Origin of the sequence: Antrihabitans stalagmiti, assembly GCF_016482825.1 — a bacterium.
Lineage (GTDB): Bacteria > Actinomycetota > Actinomycetes > Mycobacteriales > Mycobacteriaceae > Antrihabitans > Antrihabitans stalagmiti.
Map to the genome: position 1 here is coordinate 115,618 of NZ_JAEMNV010000006.1, position 18,602 is coordinate 134,219.

Consider the following 18,602-nt stretch of genomic DNA (forward strand, 5'->3'; position numbering starts at 1 on the left):
ATCCCTCCACTTGGTCTCGGCTACCGCTTCGGTGCGGCAAACGAGTCGAAGGCGGCCACTCCGTCGTCGATCGTCGTAGACCGGTCACCTTCTGCTGCTTGCCAAAGCCGCGCATAAAGCCCGCCGGCGGATCGCAGCACTTCGTGTTCACCGACTTCGGCGATGCGGCCGTCGGCTATGACAACAATCACGTCCGCACGCGCGGCTGTGGCGAGGCGATGCGCGACGACGACTGCCGTGCGGCGTCGTGTGACCGCTTTGCTCGCCCGCAGCACGGTCGCTTCGGTCGCGGGATCCAGCGTCGCCGTTGCCTCGTCGAGGAGCAGAATGTCCGGATCGACCAGTTCGGCTCTGGCGAGGGCAACCAATTGTCGTTCCCCTGCCGAGAGGCCCTGACCGCGCTCGCCGACGGGTTGTCGCATGCCGCCCGGGAGTGCAGCGATCGTCGCCGATGCCCCGACCGCAGCGGCTGCCGCCTCGATCTCTGCCCTGGTTGCGTCGGGTTTGCCGAAGGCGATGTTGCTTGCCACATCGCCGGTGAACAGATGCGCTTCCTGAGGGACGACGCCGAGCGTCGCGCGGTACTGCCCGAGCGGGTAGCGACGGATGTCGGTGCCATCGACGCGGACCGAGCCGTCGGTCGGATCGTAGAAGCGGGCAATGAGTTTGACGATCGTCGACTTGCCCGCGCCGGTACGCCCGACGAGCGCGACCGTGGCACCGGAAGGGATGTCCAGCGTGACGTCGGTCAGCGCGTTCACCTCCGCCTTGTTGTAGCGGAAGCTGAGATCGGCGAGTGTGACGTCGCCGTCGAGACGGGATCGAATCGGTACGACGTCGGCAGCTTCGACAGCCTCGATGGAACTCTCGGTCCGCAGCAGATCACGAATCCTTCGCAACCCGACCGCTGCCTGCTGATACCCGTCGAACACCTGCGACAGCTGTTGGATCGGGCCGAACAGCAGACCGATATACAGCACGAATGCGACAAGGGTTCCCGAACTGGTTTGCCCTGTCGCGACCTGGTGCGCCCCGAAGAAGATCACCCCGGCGAGGGCGAGATCGGACAGCATCGCGATGCCGGGAAAGTAGATCGAAATCGCGAGTTGCGAACGCATCCGACTGCGGCGGTAGCTCAGCGCGCGTTCGGCGAACCGTCGGGCTGCGAATGCTTCGCGCCGGTAGGCCTGCGCCGCCCGTAACCCGGTGATGTTCTCTTGGAAATCCGCGTTGACGATCGAGATGCGCTCCCGGGAAACGGTGTACGTCGCCGACGAGATGCGCCGGAACACGACGGTCGCGATGATCGCCGGGGGCAGGACAGCGAGTGCGACGAGTGCGAGGCCGGCGTCGGTCACCAGCAGCGCGACGGAGATACCGACGAGGGTCAGGATGGAAACGACAGCCGACGACAGACCGGTCTGCAGGAACGTCGAGAGTGCGTCGACGTCGGTGGTCATTCTCGTCATGATCCGGCCCGACAGTTCGCGCTCGTAGTAGTCGAGCCCTAGTCGCTGCAGATGCGCGTAGCTGCGGACGCGCAGCCCGAACAACAGCCGCTCGCCTGCCCGCGCGGTGATGACGGTCATCGCTGCGACGACGAACCAGTCGACGACGACGAGCGCTATCGCGAAAGCACTCGCCTGCCACAACGCACTGGGTTGCTGCGGAACCACGCCGTAGTCGATGGCATGGCGCACGATCGCGGGGAAAGCGATGCTGATCAGGGAATCCGCTGCAAGACAGAGGATTACCAGTGCCAACAGGGAGGCGACGGGTGCCAGCAGGCGAGCCAGCCTGAAGTTGGGGTCGGGCTTGCGCAGCTGTGTGGCATCGGCGTGCGGTTCTTCGACCGCGGGCGGCAGGGCGGCAACCGCGGCGCGGAGTGCGGGGGTTGCCGCCATACCGCCGAGCGCGCTGTTCATCGGACCACCGCGCGGGGTCTGCGGAGTCGGTGCGGTCGTGCGCTCGCTCGGCTCCTGCCGATCCGGCCACAGGTCGCCGTTGTTCGCGGTGGCCGAGATGTCGGCATCGTCGTGTGCTGCCGAGGTCTGCGCGAACCGCCGAAACGCGGCGCTGCGACGCGACAATTCGTCGATCGTTCCGCTGTCGACGATCGTGCCGCCGTCGAGTACGGCGACACGATCCGCGAGAGCCAAGGTCGACATGCGGTGCGCGAGGATCAACGTGGTCCGTAGGCCGCGAGCGGGTAGGGCGTCGAAGATCGCGGCTTCGGTCTGGGCATCGACCGCCGAGGTCGCGTCGTCGAGGATAAGCACCCGCGGTTCGATGAGCATCGCGCGTGCCAGTGCGATGCGCTGTCGTTGGCCGCCGGACAGGGTGAGCCCACGTTCCCCGACGACCGTGTCGTAGCCATCGGCTAGTTCGGTGATGAAATCGTCGGCTGCGGCGAGGCGGGCGGCGTTGCGAATCTCGTCGTCGGTCGCCTCGGGCATGCCGAGCGCGATGTTCGCAGCGACGGTGTCGGAGAAAAGAAACGGTTCGTCGAAGACCAGTCCGATCGCCGACCGCAGTTCGTCACCACGCAGGTCGGCGATGTCGATCCGACCGTGGTCGGTCGTCAGCGCGATGCTGCCGTCGGTCGGGGCGTAGAACCTGGTGAGCAGCAGCGACAGTGCTGTCTTTCCTGCGCCGGCAGCGCCGACGATCGCGACGGTCTCGCCAGGTCGAACGGTCAGGTCGAGACCGGAGAGAATTTCACGCTCGGGCTCGAAACCGAAATGCACGGAACGGATCTCGATACCGACCGGGCCGTCGGGCAGGGCGATCGTCGAGGCGCGGTCGGCGACGGCAGGCTCGGTGTCTATCACTTCGTACACCCGCTCGACCGCGGCGCGAGCGAGTTGGGCCATGATCACCACAGACGACAGGGTTCGAGTTGTTGCCGTCATCGTCGCGACATAGGCAGCGAAGGCGAGCAGAGTGCCGACACTGATCGAGCCGTTCAGCGCGCGATAGCCACCGAACGCGATCACCCCAACCAGCCCGACCTGTGGGAGTGCGGCCAAGCTCGGCGCGAATCGTGAATTGATCTTCGCGGCACGGAGTCGTTCGGCGTACAGCCTGCGGCCCAGGCCTTCCAGGCGGTCGACCATCCGTGCCTCTTGCCCGAAGCCCTTGACCACCCGAACGCCGGTGACGGTCTCCTCGACATGCTGCGCGAGCTCGGCGGCGCGCTGCTGAGCCGACCACGTCGCAGCCCACAGTCGTGGCCGGATCCGGTAGACGAGGACTGCGATGACAACGACGACCGAGAGCGCGACGAGCGTCAGCAGTGGCGAAAGCACACTCATCACGGCGACCGCGAGCACGAACTGCACGGCGGCCCCAGCCGACAGCGGGACCATAGCGAGCAGGCCCTGCACGAGTTGCAGGTCGGTGATCGAGCGCGACACGATCTGGCCGGTACGAATGTCGTCCTGACCGCGGCCGTCGAGGCGCTGTAGCGAGGAAAGCAACGACAGCCTGAGGTCGTGCTGAACGTTGAGCGAGAGCTTGCCCGCGAGCATCCGGCGCCCGAACTGAGCGCCGAACCGAATCAGTGCCAGCGCCGCGAGCAGTGCGGCGATGGCACCGATCCGTTCGGTCGTGCCTGCGTCGGCGGAATCGAGCGCCGCCTTGGTGAGCAGTGGACCCGCAATCTCGATTGCCGCGACGACCAAAGTGGCGCTCAGGGCGCCGATCGTCACGTATCTATGTGTCCAGCTCTGTTTCCACAGCTTGGCGATCCAGCCGGGTTCGTCGTCGCGTGCCATCGCTCGCCACGGTAGCTCGGACCTCCGACACCCGGCGGACCCGATCGATCAGGTGACGTCGCGACGCCTCGCGACCAGCCAGCCTGCGGTGACGATCGCGACCACGTAGAACAGCACCATCAACAGCGGCACCGGCCACGGTGCGATGCCCGCGTCGTCGCTGTCCAACTCGCCGACCGCAAGCGTCGAGGTCGTGACCCCGAACGGCATGTAGGAACGCGCGGAGTCGAGCCCGAAGCCGAAGAGGATAAGCCCGATGATGAGGTCGGCGATAGGGCCGATCACGACGACGAGCACAGCAGCAAGGCTCGATCCGAACAGCAGCCCTAGTCCGGCACCGATGATCGACCACGCGACGACGACGAACAGCCCTGCGGCGAGAACCTTGAACAGCAGCCCGTCGAACTCGATGTCGCCTTGGCCGAAGATCAGGATGACGGCAACGCTGACGATCTCGACCACAAGCCCGTACAGCAGACCGAATGCCGCCGATATCAACAACTTCGCGCCGATGACACCATCGCGACCGGACGCCGTCAGAAACGTCGGAGTGATGGTCTTGTGGGTGAACTCGGTGCCGGCGTTGAGGGCGCCGAAGATGGCGGCGAACAGGATCGCGAGAACGACGGCGATGAACAAGCCGATGAACGCGGCACCTGCGACTGCCTCGTCGAGGTCGAGGTCGGCGCTCTGATTTGCGATACCGGCGATGATCGCGCTGGCGAACAGGCCGACCGTCAGCGGAGCGATGAGCAACGCCCACCAGAACCGCAGCGTGGTGACTTTACGAAATTCCGATGTCAGGAGAGCAACCATGATCAGTTACCCCCGCCCGGCTGCTGGGGCTGGCCCGGCTGTTGCGGATCGCCGTACCCGGGTGGCGGTCCGTACCCGGGAGGTGGGGGTCCGTAGCCGGCGGGCGGTCCGTAGTTCTGTGGTGGCGGTCCGTAGTTCTGGGGCGGTGGTCCGTAGTTCTGCGGCGGGGGAGCGTAGCCGCTGGGAGGCTGGCCGTACCCGGGCGGCGGGCCGTAGCCAGCGGGCGGTTGGCCGTAGCCGGGCTGGCCGTGCTGTGCGACGAACTGCCCTGCCGTCATCGAAAGGAAGAGCTGTTCGAGATCGACGGTTTCGGCTGCAACACCGAAGATCTGGATGTTCGCCGCCTCGGCGGCGGATGTGATGTCCTCGGTGCGCAGACCGACGACGGCAAGCCTGCCGTCGGGCAGCACCTGCGCGTCGGTCACGTTCTTCTCGGCGAGTGCCGTCGCGAGTCCGGCAGGGTTGGAGCTGCTGACGAGTACGCGACTGCGTCCGGACGCGCGGAGATCTTCGAGGGTGCCCTGGTAGACGAGGCTGCCGCGGCTGATCATCACGATGTTGTCGACGGTCTGCTCGACCTCGCGCAGCAAGTGACTCGAAATGAGCACGGTGCCACCACGTTTGGCGTAGGACTTGAGAAAGTCGCGCAACCACGCGATGCCTTCGGGATCGAGTCCGTTGGCAGGCTCGTCCAGGATCAACACGGGCGGGTCGCCGAGCAGGGCGGTCGCAAGTGCCAGGCGCTGCCGCATACCGAGGGAGAACGCGCCCGCCTTGCGGTTCGCGACCTCCGAAAGTCCGACCAGCGCAAGAACTTCGCTCGCGCGGGCATCGGGCACCCCGATCGCGCTCGCGTAGATCTTCAAGTGGCCCAACGCCGATCGCTTCGGATGCAGGCTGAGCGAGTCGAGCACGGCGCCGACGGAACGTGCCGGATTGGCGATCGTCTGAAACGGGACACCGCCGACCGTCGCGAAACCCGATGTCGGCTGGATGAGGCCGAGCATCATGCGCAGGGTCGTCGTTTTGCCCGCACCGTTCGGGCCCAGGAATCCGGTGATCGAGCCGGGTGGTGCCGAGAAGCTCAAATTGTTGACCGCAGTGGTCGACTTGAACTGCTTGGTGAGGCTGTGCACCTCTAGAAAGGGCCCACCTGGCCCCTGTCGATCGTCCTTGGTCAATGAAGGACCGGTCATCGGCAAATCCCCTCGCATCGTCGAATCTCGGTCGAGGGTACCTGCCGGGACGTGCACTTACCCCGCGAGTCGAACCCGCGTCCGCACGAACGGCAGGACGGCATCGAGGAATTCGGCGGGCTTGTCGAGCTGAGGGCAATGACCGCAGTCCGCGATGACGACGACGCGACGTAGCGGACCGCTGAAGAAGCTGCGCGCCTTTCGCGACGGTGTCAGCAGGTCGTACTGCCCCCACAGCAGCATGGTCGGAACGGGTGAATCGAGAACCATTGCCCGGATCGGTAACTCGGCAATGCCGCGCAAGACACTGCGGCCGAGCGGAAACAGGCCGAATACGCGCGATTTCTCGGCGTAGTGGGTGTCGAAACTTGTTCGTACCGTTGCTAGTCCGGGCTGCAGCGGATGCCGCATGCTCGCGCCTGCATAGACGATGCCGATAGCCTTCTGCAACAGCGCCGCGGGTACGGGCACGGTGGCTGCTCGTAGTGCGAGTTCGGTCGGCGTCGAGAGGGCGACCTGCCAGAGGCGGGGGAGTCGATCGATACCTGGCATGTCGGCGAGCACCAGGCTGCTCACCAATGTCGGGTGCGCCGACGTCAGGGCGAGAGCGGTCACTGCGCCGAGCGAATTGCCGATCACCGCCACAGGGCCGCAGCCTTCGGTTTCGATCAGCTCGCGCAGTAGTTCGACGTAGCCGGGAATCAGTGGTTCCGACCAGTTCGGTGATGCCTTGCCGAAGCCGGGCAGGTCGACCGAAAGTAGTCGGTACCCCCGACCGAGGCTCGGCGTCACCTTGTGCCACGTCGACTGGTTGTCGGAGAAGCCGTGGATGAGCAGCATGGTGGCATCGCCGCTGCCGGACCGTTGGACGTGCAACCTGGGCTTTTCGGATTGCTTCGTCGCGGAGTTGCGCGCCATCGGACACCACCTTCGTCGTGACAACACTGTCAATCGAGCGTGCGGTGACGTTACACGCCCGATTCGACGATAGGTGGGTTCGTTATCAACTCTCGATCGAAGGTTGAGGGTCTGGCTCGATGAGCAGCTGCTTTGCAGGCCAGTGGGCGGGCGGCGGACCGAACGCCTTGTGCGAATTGGCGATGACGCCCTTGCCGAGCACGCGGTTACCCGCGCCACCGATCACGGCTCCGATGCCGGCGGGAATGATCTTGCCCGCCATCAGCGCTGCGCGTTTGGCGACGAAGCGGGTGATGAACTTCTTCAGCAGGTTGTCGTTCATCGAGCCGATGCCGGGAATCCGGTTGGTCAGCAGCGTGCCCCAGTTCTTGGCGGAATGCCCGACCGTGCGCTCGACGATGTCCATGCCGCTGTCGCCGAGGGCGACGGCGAGGACGAGGGCGCGACGATTTTCGTCGTCGGTGGGTGCAATGCCGTGCACGGAGGCGACCGCAAGGGTCAGCAGCGCCGACGCTTCCAGGAAGAACGCCGTTTCGGCACCCGCCGCGGCGAGCGAGGCTGCCGTGCCGACACCCGGCGCAGCGGCTGCCGCGCCGACTGCGGTGCCGCTGCCGGTCACGGCGATCAGGAACAGCTTCTCCATCCGCGCGATGATCTGAGCAGGCGTTTCGTCGGGGTGGGCACGCCGCATCTTGTCGACGTACTTCGCAACTGCGGGGGCCTGTAGGCGGCTACCGTCGTCGAGCACCGAACGGACCGAACGCTCGACTCGCTCTTTCCAGAACGCCATCGAAAACCTGCCTTACCTCGTGTGTGCCGGGGTCGGGTGAACTCTATGGCAACGAACCGGTTCGGCTGGTTTGTTCCACACAGACTCCCTACGCTGGAAAAGGTGACCGGGATCTCGGAGGGATCGTTTCGCCTCGCAGCACCGAGGTTGAGGCAATTCGTGCGTGGATACAGCGGTTATCGCCTGCAGGGTTTTGCGCCTGGTGAGCACGTGGGAATGCCGTCGCCGTATCTCACGGTCATCATCACGATCGGCGATCCTCTCGACGTTTCGCGCGCTGTCGAACGTCCGCAGGATCGCAGTCGCTGGCACACCCTTGCCAGCGGAATCGCCTCGGTACCGTGCACGATCTCCCACGACGGCAATCAGCACGGCATTCAGGCCGCCTTTACTCCGCTGGGGGCGCGAGCCATCTTCGGTGTGCCGACGGCCGCGCTCGGCGGCTGGCTGGTCGACCTCGACGACCTGCTCGGCGCGGACGCCCGTGAATTGCGGGAAAGGGTTGCACTCCATGACGATTGGCCGTCACGGTTCGATGTGCTCGACGAGATCTTCCTGCGTCGCGCCGACGACTACGTGATGGACCCGACGTTGGAACGCGCGTGGGGTCTGCTCGTCGGCAGCGGGGGAGGCAACCGGGTGGCCGAGGTCGCAGCGGACGTCGGCTGGAGCAGGCGTCATCTCGTCAACAGGTTTTCTGCCGAATTCGGTGTGACACCCAAGGATTCGGCCAGGATCGCGCGATTCAGCGTCGCGCACGAGATGCTGCGCCAGGTCGAGATCCCGCCGCTCTCCGAGGTGGCGGCACGCTGCGGCTATTACGACCAGGCCCACATGGCGCGCGACTGGCGGGACCTGGCGGGGATGGCACCGTCGGTGTGGCGTGCGGCCGAAGTGTTCGCATTCGTCCAAGGCGAGAGTAGGGGCGAGCTCGCAGACTGGACCGCATGACAACGAGCGATAATCCACTGATCTGGCCGACCTTCAGATACATCGATGCGCGCGCCGCAATCCGCTGGCTGGTCGAGGTGTTCGACTTCGAAGCAGTTGCTGTCCACGGCGACGGTGACGTGGTCGAGCACGCCCAGCTTCGGGGACCGCTCGGCGGGGGAGTGATGCTCGGGTCCGCGCGATCCGAAGGGCCACTGCAGGATTGGCAGGTGGCGAGCGGATCCGCCTACGTCGTCGTCGACAACCCGGACGAACTCTACGAACGGGCGATCGCCGCAGGAACGCGGATCGAAATCGAACTACGCGACGAGGACTACGGTTCCCGTGGTTTCACCTGCCGCGATGCCGAAGGCGTTTTCTGGTCGTTCGGCACCTACCGCGGCGAGTAGTTCGCGCCGTTCGCGGCGGGGACCGCTTCGCTCGCAGGAGGTGGCGGTGGCGGCGTTCCTGCGCCGAAGGGCTTGCCGCCGAGCGCTTCTCGACCGTGTTCGCCGAACAGGTCGCTCAAATCCGGACCCTTCGGAACGATTCGGCTCGGATTCAGATTCGTGTGCACGACGTAGTAGTGCTCTTTGATCTGCGGGAAGTCGATCGTGTCGCCGAAGCCTGGCGTCTGGAACAGGTCGCGTGTGTAGTTCCACAGCACCGGCATTTCGGTCAGCTTGTTCCGGTTGGCCTTGAAGTGATTGTGGTAGACGGCGTCGAAGCGAATCAGTGTCGTGAACAGGCGGACGTCGGCCTCGGTGATCGAGTCCCCGACGAGGTAGCGCTGTTTCGCCAGCCGATCGGTCAGTTCGTCGAGGCGCGCGAAAAGGCGGTCGTAGGCCTTGTCGTACGCCTCCTGTGAACCCGCGAAACCGCAGCGGTACACACCGTTGTTCACATCGCGGAAGACGACGTCGTTCACCTCGTCGATCTCGCTGCGAAGGGCGGTTGGGTAGAGGTCGGGGGCGCCATCGCGGTGGAACTCGGTCCATTCGGTCGAGAAGTCCAGAGTCATCTGCGGAAAGTCGTTGGTGACAACCTGTCCGGTCCCGACGTCGACGATCGCAGGCACGGTGATGCCGCGGTCGTAGTCGGGGAAGCGAGCCAGAAATGCGTCCTGCAGACGTGGAATCTTCAATACGGGGTCGACGCCGCCGGGATCGAGATCGAACGACCAACTGCGGTCGTCGTGCGTCGGTCCGCACATACCCATCGAGATGGCGTCTTCGAGACCGAGCAGGCGCCGGACGATCACCGTCCTGTTGGCCCAGGGACAGGCGCGGGCGACGACGAGCCGGTAGCGGTCCGCCTCGACCGGGTACCCGTCGCGACCATCCGCGGTTATCCGGGTCTCGATGTAGTTGGTGTCGCGCTTGAAGTCTTTCTCGGCTGGTCGTGCTCCGGTGTCGGTGCTCACCTCCTCCACCATAGCGACCGGAGGCGTATATTCCAGCTGGAATATTTGGCTTGGACTATGTCGGACGTTCGGCGTAGCGTCGCCGTGGTCGGGAGGTGCACACACATGGCAGCAACAGAGTCTCGAACGCAGTCGGCCGCGAAATTGGTCTCACCACTGGGGATCGCCGTACTCGCCCTGCTGTTCGAACGACCCATGCATCCCTACGAGATGTACCAACTGCTCGTGCAGCGGCACGAGGAACGCAACGTCAAGATCCGGCCGGGCTCGCTATATCACACGGTCGACCGGCTTGCCGGTGCGGAATTGGTGCGCGCGACGGGTATCGACCGGTTGGGTAATCGGCCGGAACGAACCACCTACGAGGTCACGACGTCCGGTCGCACCGCATTGCGTGCACGCCTCGGGGAGGCCCTCGCGACTCCCGTCGAGGAGTATCCGCTGTTCCCTCTTGCCCTGTCCGAAGCCCACAATCTCGAAGCGGACGTCGTCGTCGACATGCTGAAACAACGTATCGCCGCCCTGGAGGACCACGCGGACGAGCTCACGGCGCTCGGTGACGTTGCCGCCGAAAACGGTGTGCCACGGGTCTTTTGGCTGGATATCGGATATCGACGCGTTGTCGTCGATGCCGAGATCACCTGGCTGCGAGCGCTCGTCGCCGACATTGCCGAAGGGCAGCTGCCCTGGATGGGTCCCAACTACAAACACGTGCAGTCGACGCCGACCGTCGCGGCCAACGAAACGTAAGGAACAACCCGTGGAAATCACACACAAACCATGGCGGGCGCTCGGCGCGCTGTGCCTCGGCTTCTTCATGATCCTGCTCGACATGACCATCGTCTCCGTCGCGAATCCGGCCATCCAGGAAGATCTGCGTACCGACATCAACAGCGTCATCTGGGTGACGAGCGCGTACCTCCTCGCCTACGCCGTTCCGCTGCTGATCACCGGCCGTCTCGGTGACAAGTACGGACCCAAGAACCTCTACCTGACGGGCCTGGTCGTCTTCACGATCGCGTCGCTGTGGTGTGGCATCTCCGGCAGCATCGAAATGCTGATCCTCGCCCGCGTCTTCCAAGGCTTCGGCGCCGCAATGATGACGCCGCAGACGATGGCCGTCATCACGCGGATCTTCCCGCCGGACAAGCGTGGAACCGCGATGGGTGTGTGGGGTTCGGTTGCCGGCGTCGCATCGTTGGTCGGACCGATCGCGGGCGGCATCCTCGTCGACTCGCTCGGGTGGGAGTGGATCTTCATCGTCAACGTCCCTGTCGGTCTCATCGCGTTTGCATTGGCGTGGCGCTTCGTACCGTCGCTGACGACCAACGACCACAAGTTCGACTTCATCGGCGTTGCACTGAGCGCGGTCGGCTTGTTCTGCCTGGTGTTCGGTCTGCAGGAAGGCAACACATTCGACTGGTCGGCATGGATCTGGCTGCTGATCGCATTCGGCATCGCGGTGCTGATCGGCTTTGTCTACTACCAATCGAAGACGCGAGTCGAACCACTCGTGCCGCTCGTCCTGTTCAAGGACCGCAACTTCTCGCTCGCCAACATCGGCATCACGGCGATGGCGTTCGCGATCACGGCGATGATGCTGCCCGCGATGTTCTACGCCCAGCAGGTGCGCGGGTTCTCACCGACAAAGGCCGCGCTGGTCTTCGCGCCGATGGCGATCGTCACCGGCGTGCTCGCACCTTTCATCGGCAAGCTCGTCGATCGGCTGCATCCGCGCTACATCCCCGCCATCGGCTTCCTGAGTTTCTCGATCGCGCTTGCCTGGTTCGCCGCAATCATGGAGCCCGACACCGCAATCTGGAAGTACATGATCCCGATCGCGCTGATGGGCGTCGGTAACGCGTGCATCTGGGCACCGCTCGCCGCCACGGCAACCCACGGACTGCCGCCGCAACAGGCAGGCGCTGGTGCTGGTATCTACAACACAACTCGTCAGGTGGGGTCGGTACTCGGGAGCGCGGCGGTCGGCGCGCTGATCGTGTCCCGGATCGCTGCGAAAGCCAACGGCAGCGACTTCGCAATGGGCGAGCAGACCGGCCCACTTCCGCCACAGGCGCGCGAGTTGTTCAACTCCGCTCTCGCGGAATCGATGTTGCTCCCAGCCGGGATACTTCTGATCGGTGTGGTCGCCTCGTTGATGTTCGTCAGGCCGACCCGCTCCGAGCAGACCCCGGCACCCAAGAAGCCAACACCCAAAAAGGACACGATCCCTGCCGCCTAGGCTCATCCCATGAGACCGACACGACTCGAGCGAATCACGTCCGACGCAGGCGCTGAGATCGCTGTGCTGACCTTCGATCATCCGCCGCTCAACCTGTTCGACCAGGCGATGTTCGACGCCATCACCGCCGACGTCGCAGAGCTGGTCGCCGACCCTCCACGTGCGGTTCTGCTGCGCGCGGAGGGCAAGGTCGTCTCCGGTGGTGTCGACGTGCACATCTTCGACGGCTTGTCGATCGACGAGGGAGCGGCGCTGTGGCGCAAGCTCTTCGACGAGATCATCCATCCGCTGGAATCGCTGCCGTGCCCGGTCGTCTACGCGGCGCACGGATTGACGCTCACTGCAGCATTCGAGATCGCGCTGGCCTGCGACATCATCCTTGCGTCGCCTCGAGCGAAATTCGGCCTGGTCGAAACCGTGGTCGGATTGACGCCGTCGATGGGCGGTCCGCAGCGTCTGGCCGAGCGGGCGGGATCGGGTCGGGCGCGTGAGCTCGTGATGACCGGCGGACTGTACGACGCCGCGACGCTGCACACGTGGGGCGTTGTGAACTCGGTGCACGACGACGTCGACGCCGAGGCGCGTGCGCTGGTCGCACGCCTGGCGGCAGGCCCGACCCGCGCGCATCACGCGACCAAGCAGATCGTCGAGGCGTGGCGCTCCGGTGGCGTCGCGCATGCCGACGAGGTGACGCCGGAGGTGTCGGGCGCACTGTTCGCCACGTCGGACCTGAAAGGCGCGGTCCGCAGCTTCCTCGACGTCGGCCCTGGCAAGGCGACCTACACGGGGGAGTAGGCGCACCGGAGAACGAGCCGCGCTCGAGCAAGCGGAGAAGTTGGACCTCTGATGGACATCGACGCCGACGCAGAATTTGAGCGGCTCGCCAGCGCGTTCCCCGAGTCGATACGCGGCGACGCCCGAGCAGCACTCTCGCACCTACCGCCCGCCGAACATGCGGCAATGTGTTCGATTGCCACAACGAATTCGGCGGTGCGGTGGCCACAGCTGAGCGTCGGCGGCGAGGTCGTCGACATCCCGACCCGTCAGTACCACCCGGTTGTCAGCCTCGACGGCGCCCTGCCGAGGTACCGACCCATTCTCGCCTGCATCTACACCCGACACAACGACGGATTCGTTCGGCAACAGGCGCTTCGCGCGGTGTTCGAATCCGATGAGCCATGGACCGCACCGTTCGTCGTCCAACTTCTCGGTGAGTATGTCCTCGACATTGTTGCCGACGTCGCAAGGGTGGTCACAGACCCGCCGGACTCGCGAACGATTGCCTATGCGCGCTTCCTTGCCGACAACCCGGAGTTCTCGATACTCACTCGTGCCCGGGCCGCGAGCTACTGGAACGAGTACTACCGCAGGGACTATCCGCACGTCGCGAACTATCCTGCGATGCTTGCTCTCTCAGCGTTGACTGCGCCGCGCTGAGTTCGCGTCGGCCTGCGGCGTCGCAACACTCCTTCGCCGAGAACCCAGCTCCTCCGACGCAAATGTGACCAAGGCCATATAGTCGAGCAAGCAGACTTCTGGAGGTCGGATGGCGCCGACGCTGGTCGAGTACCCAGCGATACAGCCCCTCTCGCGAGACGATGCCGTCACGCGGAGTGGGGATGGTCTGCTGCACTACGGCGGACTTACACCGTCGCTCACCGAGTTCCTCGACGTCCGCGCGCATCGGTATGCCAATCGTGAAGCGATCGTCGAGATCGGCGGTCCGCGGATGACCTACCGCGAACTGTGGACCTCGGCATCTCGCGTCGCGGGCGGGTTGCAGGATCGCGGCATCGGCGTCGGCGACAGAGTGGCCATCCGATTCCCGAACGGCGTTCGCTGGGTCCAGGCTTTTCTCGGTGCGTTGCTCAGTGGCGCGGTCCCGGTTCCGGTCAATTACGCCTACGGTCCGCGGGCCGCGGCAGCGTTGCTTGCCGACAGCGCCGCCGACTTCGTTCTCGAGGACGAATTACCTACTGGGCGAGCGTTTATCGACGACGGCGCCTGTCTCAGCGAAATGGCGGTTCTCTGCTACACACGCGGCACAACCGGGCGGCCGCGGGGAGTCGAGCTCAGCAACGAGAATGTGCTCTCGGCGATCGAATCCGTCGTGCACGCGGAAGGCCTGTCGCGGGACGGAATTCGAAATCTCGTGCTGCTTCCGCTCGCCTACGCGATGGGGTGTGTCGATCAGCTGCTGCCGACGCTGGCCGTCGGCGGAACAGTCGTCGTTGCGCCGTCGCTGGATCCCGAACAGTTCCGCTACACACTCGGCGCCGAGCGGATCGACGTCGTGACGGCAACGCCGGCCGACTACGACGGCCTTGTCTCCGATCGCGGACTGCGCGCGTCGAGTACCAGTGGCGTACGTAAGATCTGTTGTGCTGCAGGCGCTTTGACCGACGATGCCGCAGCAAGATTGCGTGCGGTGTTCCCGGCAGCCAGGCAGTGGTCGTGGTGGGGAGCGACCGAGACGAGCGGCGTCGGCCTCACGCTGCCCGACGAGTTGTCGACCAAGCGTCCCGGCACAGTCGGCGTCGCATTCGGCGGCACCGAACTTGCGCTGTGGGGCGACGAGACCGACAGCGGCCGTGGTGAACTGCTGTGCCGTGGGCCGAACGTGATGCGAGGTTATTGGCGCGACCCAGCGTCCACTGCCCGCAGGTTCACCGGAAACTGGTTCCACACAGGCGATGTGGTCGAGATCGACCGCGAAGGTTTCGTGCGGATGATTGCCAGGCGAACCGATGTCGAGGTGTCAGTCGAGCAGCCGATCCCGCAAGCGGCGCAGCACATCTGAGTCGATGCCGATCGTGTCGAGGTACTCCGGCATCCCGCCGTATTGATCCTGCACCGTCTTCATCGCCCGGCGATAGTAGTCCTCGTCGACGCCGAGGAGTTGGTCCGACAGGTTGGCTTGTTCGCCGTACCGTGCGGACACCATCGCTCGCAACGGCGCGATGCCGTCGTTGCTGCGGAGGAAGTCGGCGATGATGTCCTCCTCGCGCACTTCGATCGCGTGCAGCAGCGTGATAGCCGTCCAACCTGCGCGATCCTTGCCGGCGGCACAATGCCACAGCGCGCGGGTGTCCGCGTTTGCAAGCGTGGTGAGAAGGTCGGCGATGGCGAGATGCGCCCCGGGCAGGGTCGGGAATTCTTCGTAGGCGGTGGCAAGGAAGTTGTGGGCTCGGTCTGCGGAGTCCAAGCGCGGTGCTTCGTGCGGCGCGGCTTCGTCGTCGTCGAGGTGAAATGGAACTTCGTGTAGCGCAACACCTTCCGGGAGGCGGTCCGCTCCTGCCTTGACTGTCTCGGCGGCGCTACGGAGGTCGAAGACATCGGTGATGCCCAACGTCAGCAGCGATTGCTGGCCGTCGGAGTCGAGGTCGGCCAACTGGGCCGACCGAAATACGATCCCTGGCTGGACGGTTCGTCCGTCCTCGGTCCTCAGGCCACCCAGATCACGAAAGTTCCAGGTGCCGGACAGGAAGAACTGAGCATGGGCAGCAGCATCGGTCACCCTTGCGACGATAGGCGCTGCAGGCGTGGCAGTCCCGTTGGCCCGGGTTCTCGCTACTTGACCTTCACGGTCGTCTCGGGCCATCCGGTGGCACCGTCGGGAACCACGTCCGCTTCGTCGGAGGTCTGGGTCTCGCCGGTGGCGTCGGTCGCCCGCGCACGGATCACGTGTTTGCCCGGCTCCGCGTCCCACTCGAACGCCCATTGCCGCCAGGTGTCGATCGACACCTCGTCCGCGATGCGGGCCTGCTGCCACGGACCGTCGTCGATCTGGACCTCGACACCGCGGATGCCTCGATGCTGCGCCCACGCGACGCCTGCGACCATCAGTCGTCCGGCCTGTAGTTCCGACGACCACTTAGGTGTGTCGATGCGGCAGCCGGTCTTGATCGGACCGCGTTCGGACCAACCACGTTTCGTCCAGTACGCCTTGGCGCGGTCGAAGCGCGTGACCTCGATGTCAGTCACCCATTTCGTCGCGGAGACGTAGCCGTAGAGGCCGGGAACGACGAGACGGGCAGGAAAGCCGTGGCTGACGGGCAGCGGTTCGTCGTTCATCCCGATCGCCAGCATCGCGTCGCGGCCGTCGAGCAGGACGTCGAGCGGAGTTCCCGCCGTGAAGTCGTCGATACTCGTCGACAGCACCATGTCGGCACCGGGCTGCACGCCGGCCTCTTCCAGCAGATCCTTCAACGGATAGCCGAGCCACTTCGCGTTGCCGATCAGGTCGCCGCCGATGGGGTTGGACACACACGCGAGGGTGACCATCCGCTCGATCGGCTCGCGCGCGGACAGGTCGGCGAAGCTGAGCCGAATTTCGCGATCGACCATGCCGTGAATTCGCAGCGACCATTCGTCCGTCGTCAACTGAGGAACGACCAGTGCGGTGTCGATGCGATAGAACTGCGAGTTCGGCGTCACGTAGCTGGCAAGGCCGGGAACCTTGAAGTCGGCACCCGTCGGTGCGGGTAGCGGTGGCGACGCGACGGTCGGTAGGCGGACCGCATCGCGGCTCGCGGAGACATCGCGAGCGTTGGAGCCCCAGATCCGGCCGCCGATACCGGCGAAGGCCGCTACTGCGCCCGTTGCCAGCACCATGGCGAGAAATTCGCGTCGATCCCCACCGGATGCCTGGGCCGACGTGGGTGCCTCGGGCGCAACGGCACCAGTGCTGTGCTCCAACTTGCCGGTGAGCCAACGCAATACGGCTATACCGATAGCCACGCCAAGGATCGAGGGGACCGCGTAGGTCGGGGAGGCGTCGGATCGCGTCACGCAGGCCGCAACGGACAGCACACCGAATACGGCGAACAATGCCGAACCGTACGGTCGCGATCGTCGCTCGACGATGCCTGCAATGGCTGCAACGACAATGCTGACCGCAACCATCGTGAGGAAGAGCACCGTTTTGTCCGACGTGCCGAACTGCTCGATCGCCCACCGTTCCAGGCCGAGCGGCGTCAGCTCGACGACGACATCGCCGACGGCGGGTAGGGGGGCGCTGTTCGGGCCGATCGGCGCAGACACCAACTCCGCGACACCGAGGATGGCGCCTGCGGAGACCAATCCGGCGAGAGCGCGCAGGCTCCTGTTGACCACGTCACGAGGGTAGCGGGATATCGTGATCCGCTGCGCGAGGTGTTCGGCGTCTCATCCGGGTGGCCGAGACATACGATCGATGGATGGTGAATCGACCGACGACGGACGAGCGCAGCGGTCTCGTCGCCTCGGCGCTGACGATCGCCGAGCGCAAAGGGATCGACGCTGTCAGCGTCGCGTCGGTGGCCGACGAGCTCGGCATACCGATCGAGACGATGCGGGCGTGCTTCGCCGACGACGAGGCGTTACTCGGTGCACTCGCCGAATCGATGGTGCTACGGCTGAGTAGTTCGATGCACGCTGCGTTGACTGCGGCCGCGGAAAGCGTTGATGTTCGTGGCGAGCGTGGCCTGCGGATACTCGTGCACAGTGGCCTGAGCGCGATGTGGCAGATCATCGAAGCGACGCCGGCAGAACAGCTTTTGGCCTACGAGTTCGGCTTCCATTCCATGAGTCGTGGTGGCGGTGGCAGCGTCGGCGCAGTGGCGAGTGTGCCGTTCGCCGCCGAGCAGTACCGCGTGATGGATGCCGAAGCAACAACTTTTCTCACCGAGTGCGCGCGTCGGACCGGAACGACCTGGTTGGAGCCGGTTCCCGCGATAGCCCGTTTCGGTGTCGCACTGCTCGACGGTCTGGTGCGGCGCTGGCTGGTCGATCACCGTTCCGAAGCGATGATCGCGCAACTCGACGACCTCGCAGGCATCATCGCGTCGAAAGCGATCGAGTAGGCGTCATGCCGTTTTTCGATGGCGCGGGCGGTCAGGTGCACTATCGGCGCTGGCAGGTCCAGACGCCACGCGCGGGGATGGTCTTTCTGCACGGCAGTCGCCAGCACAGCGGTCAGTACCACCGATTCGCGCGCGGGCTGAATGCGCTGGAGATCGAGGTGTGGGCACTCGACCATCTCGGCCACGGGCTGTCGGAAGGTGTGGTCGGGGAGTTGGCACCGATCGAGGATCTGGCTCGCAATGCGGCACTGTTGATCGAGGTTGCCGGTCGTGATCGGCCCGACCTTCCGCTCACTCTGATGGGGCATTCGCTCGGTGCGGTAACGGCGGTCGTCGCGTTGGAGAAGGGCCTTACGACGGTGCCGGTGGTCGCCGTCATTCTCTGCGGGACACCGAAATCCATCGCACGAGCAGATGTTGCGCTACCCGGTCCAGCGACCTTGCTCGTGCACGGTGTCGACGACAGGCTTGCGCCCATCGACGCGGTCCGGGAATGGGTGGCGGGCAGCAGAAAGGCCGACGTCGAGTTACGAGAATATGCCGACGCCGGCCACGATCTCCTGCACGAACCGGTCCACGCAACGGTCACCGCGGACCTGGGCGACTACGTCGCTCGTGAGTCTTTTCGGCGGTCCTGACCACCGAAAAGACTCACGAGGCGCGGAGCG

General features: G+C 65.0%; 17 protein-coding genes. 9 read left to right on the top strand and 8 right to left on the bottom strand.

The features are described from left to right. Positions 1-20 precede the first annotated feature (20 nt). The 5 genes from JGU71_RS18970 to JGU71_RS18990 all read right to left on the bottom strand — a co-directional run bounded on the left by JGU71_RS18970 (position 21) and on the right by JGU71_RS18990 (position 7,496). Entirely contained in the window at positions 21-3,776 is a 3,756-nt protein-coding gene (locus JGU71_RS18970; protein ID WP_199705855.1) for an ABC transporter ATP-binding protein, read from the bottom strand. Between the two features lie 48 nt (positions 3,777-3,824). Continuing rightward, on the bottom strand, positions 3,825-4,592 hold the full coding sequence (locus JGU71_RS18975) for an ABC transporter permease (protein ID WP_199705856.1): 768 nt from the start codon (positions 4,590-4,592) through the stop codon (positions 3,825-3,827). 2 nt (positions 4,593-4,594) lie between these two features. Beyond that, positions 4,595-5,788 (bottom strand): ABC transporter ATP-binding protein, encoded by a 1,194-nt coding sequence (locus tag JGU71_RS18980; protein WP_199705857.1) that lies wholly within the window; start codon positions 5,786-5,788, stop codon positions 4,595-4,597. Positions 5,789-5,845: 57 nt separating this feature from the next. After that, positions 5,846-6,706 (bottom strand): alpha/beta fold hydrolase, encoded by an 861-nt coding sequence (locus JGU71_RS18985; RefSeq protein ID WP_233529753.1) that lies wholly within the window; start codon positions 6,704-6,706, stop codon positions 5,846-5,848. A gap of 85 nt (positions 6,707-6,791) precedes the next feature. Continuing rightward, on the bottom strand, positions 6,792-7,496 hold the full coding sequence (locus JGU71_RS18990; RefSeq protein ID WP_199705858.1) for a YbdD/YjiX family protein: 705 nt from the start codon (positions 7,494-7,496) through the stop codon (positions 6,792-6,794). Positions 7,497-7,541: 45 nt separating this feature from the next. Between JGU71_RS18990 and JGU71_RS18995 the strand changes: the two genes are divergently transcribed. Together JGU71_RS18995 and JGU71_RS19000 are read left to right on the top strand one after the other, a co-directional pair. Beyond that, positions 7,542-8,447 carry a helix-turn-helix domain-containing protein gene (locus JGU71_RS18995; RefSeq protein WP_199705859.1) on the top strand — a complete coding sequence of 302 codons (906 nt, stop codon included), beginning with the start codon at positions 7,542-7,544 and terminating at the stop codon, positions 8,445-8,447. Then, positions 8,444-8,836, top strand: coding sequence for a VOC family protein (locus tag JGU71_RS19000; protein WP_199705860.1), 393 nt, complete (start codon positions 8,444-8,446; stop codon positions 8,834-8,836). Before JGU71_RS18995 ends, JGU71_RS19000 begins: the two co-directional genes overlap by 4 nt. Here JGU71_RS19000 and JGU71_RS19005 read toward each other — a convergent pair. Further along, the gene (locus JGU71_RS19005; RefSeq protein ID WP_307829720.1) at positions 8,821-9,849 is read right to left on the bottom strand and encodes a glutathione S-transferase family protein; all 1,029 of its coding nucleotides are present in this window, start codon (positions 9,847-9,849) and stop codon (positions 8,821-8,823) included. The genes JGU71_RS19000 and JGU71_RS19005 overlap by 16 nt on opposite strands. Positions 9,850-9,954: 105 nt before the next feature. Between JGU71_RS19005 and JGU71_RS19010 the strand changes: the two genes are divergently transcribed. The 5 genes from JGU71_RS19010 to JGU71_RS19030 all read left to right on the top strand — a co-directional run bounded on the left by JGU71_RS19010 (position 9,955) and on the right by JGU71_RS19030 (position 14,891). Next, on the top strand, positions 9,955-10,599 hold the full coding sequence (locus tag JGU71_RS19010; protein ID WP_199705862.1) for a PadR family transcriptional regulator: 645 nt from the start codon (positions 9,955-9,957) through the stop codon (positions 10,597-10,599). Between the two features lie 67 nt (positions 10,600-10,666). Continuing rightward, entirely contained in the window at positions 10,667-12,091 is a 1,425-nt protein-coding gene (locus tag JGU71_RS19015) for a DHA2 family efflux MFS transporter permease subunit (RefSeq protein ID WP_233529801.1), read from the top strand. Positions 12,092-12,100: 9 nt separating this feature from the next. Continuing rightward, positions 12,101-12,886: an enoyl-CoA hydratase/isomerase family protein gene (locus JGU71_RS19020; RefSeq protein ID WP_199705863.1), complete on the top strand. Its 786-nt coding sequence runs from the start codon at positions 12,101-12,103 to the stop codon at positions 12,884-12,886. A gap of 51 nt (positions 12,887-12,937) precedes the next feature. After that, positions 12,938-13,528 carry a hypothetical protein gene (locus tag JGU71_RS19025; protein ID WP_199705864.1) on the top strand — a complete coding sequence of 197 codons (591 nt, stop codon included), beginning with the start codon at positions 12,938-12,940 and terminating at the stop codon, positions 13,526-13,528. A gap of 109 nt (positions 13,529-13,637) precedes the next feature. Then, positions 13,638-14,891, top strand: coding sequence for a class I adenylate-forming enzyme family protein (locus tag JGU71_RS19030; RefSeq protein WP_199705865.1), 1,254 nt, complete (start codon positions 13,638-13,640; stop codon positions 14,889-14,891). Here JGU71_RS19030 and JGU71_RS19035 read toward each other — a convergent pair. Then, positions 14,850-15,608, bottom strand: coding sequence for a tyrosine-protein phosphatase (locus JGU71_RS19035; protein WP_307829721.1), 759 nt, complete (start codon positions 15,606-15,608; stop codon positions 14,850-14,852). The genes JGU71_RS19030 and JGU71_RS19035 overlap by 42 nt on opposite strands. 53 nt (positions 15,609-15,661) lie before the next feature. After that, positions 15,662-17,206 carry a molybdopterin-dependent oxidoreductase gene (locus tag JGU71_RS19040; RefSeq protein ID WP_199705867.1) on the bottom strand — a complete coding sequence of 515 codons (1,545 nt, stop codon included), beginning with the start codon at positions 17,204-17,206 and terminating at the stop codon, positions 15,662-15,664. 83 nt (positions 17,207-17,289) lie between these two features. Between JGU71_RS19040 and JGU71_RS19045 the strand changes: the two genes are divergently transcribed. After that, positions 17,290-17,934: a TetR/AcrR family transcriptional regulator gene (locus JGU71_RS19045; protein WP_199705868.1), complete on the top strand. Its 645-nt coding sequence runs from the start codon at positions 17,290-17,292 to the stop codon at positions 17,932-17,934. A gap of 5 nt (positions 17,935-17,939) precedes the next feature. Beyond that, positions 17,940-18,572: an alpha/beta hydrolase gene (locus tag JGU71_RS19050; RefSeq protein WP_199705869.1), complete on the top strand. Its 633-nt coding sequence runs from the start codon at positions 17,940-17,942 to the stop codon at positions 18,570-18,572. Positions 18,573-18,602: the final 30 nt, after the last annotated feature.

Bases quoted from the DNA above. Each gene is read 5' to 3' on its own strand.
- JGU71_RS18985 (WP_233529753.1), bottom strand. From the start codon at position 6,706: ATGGCGCGCAACTCCGCGACGAAGCAATCCGAAAAGCCCAGGTTGCAC.
- JGU71_RS19025 (WP_199705864.1), top strand. From the start codon at position 12,938: ATGGACATCGACGCCGACGCAGAATTTGAGCGGCTCGCCAGCGCGTTC.
- JGU71_RS19030 (WP_199705865.1), top strand. From the start codon at position 13,638: ATGGCGCCGACGCTGGTCGAGTACCCAGCGATACAGCCCCTCTCGCGA.
- JGU71_RS18990 (WP_199705858.1), bottom strand. From the start codon at position 7,496: ATGGCGTTCTGGAAAGAGCGAGTCGAGCGTTCGGTCCGTTCGGTGCTC.
- JGU71_RS18980 (WP_199705857.1), bottom strand. From the start codon at position 5,788: ATGACCGGTCCTTCATTGACCAAGGACGATCGACAGGGGCCAGGTGGG.
- JGU71_RS18975 (WP_199705856.1), bottom strand. From the start codon at position 4,592: ATGGTTGCTCTCCTGACATCGGAATTTCGTAAAGTCACCACGCTGCGG.
- JGU71_RS19045 (WP_199705868.1), top strand. From the start codon at position 17,290: ATGGTGAATCGACCGACGACGGACGAGCGCAGCGGTCTCGTCGCCTCG.
- JGU71_RS19010 (WP_199705862.1), top strand. From the start codon at position 9,955: ATGGCAGCAACAGAGTCTCGAACGCAGTCGGCCGCGAAATTGGTCTCA.
- JGU71_RS19050 (WP_199705869.1), top strand. From the start codon at position 17,940: ATGCCGTTTTTCGATGGCGCGGGCGGTCAGGTGCACTATCGGCGCTGG.
- JGU71_RS18970 (WP_199705855.1), bottom strand. From the start codon at position 3,776: ATGGCACGCGACGACGAACCCGGCTGGATCGCCAAGCTGTGGAAACAG.
- JGU71_RS18995 (WP_199705859.1), top strand. From the start codon at position 7,542: ATGGCAACGAACCGGTTCGGCTGGTTTGTTCCACACAGACTCCCTACG.
- JGU71_RS19015 (WP_233529801.1), top strand. From the start codon at position 10,667: ATGATCCTGCTCGACATGACCATCGTCTCCGTCGCGAATCCGGCCATC.
- JGU71_RS19020 (WP_199705863.1), top strand. From the start codon at position 12,101: ATGAGACCGACACGACTCGAGCGAATCACGTCCGACGCAGGCGCTGAG.
- JGU71_RS19000 (WP_199705860.1), top strand. From the start codon at position 8,444: ATGACAACGAGCGATAATCCACTGATCTGGCCGACCTTCAGATACATC.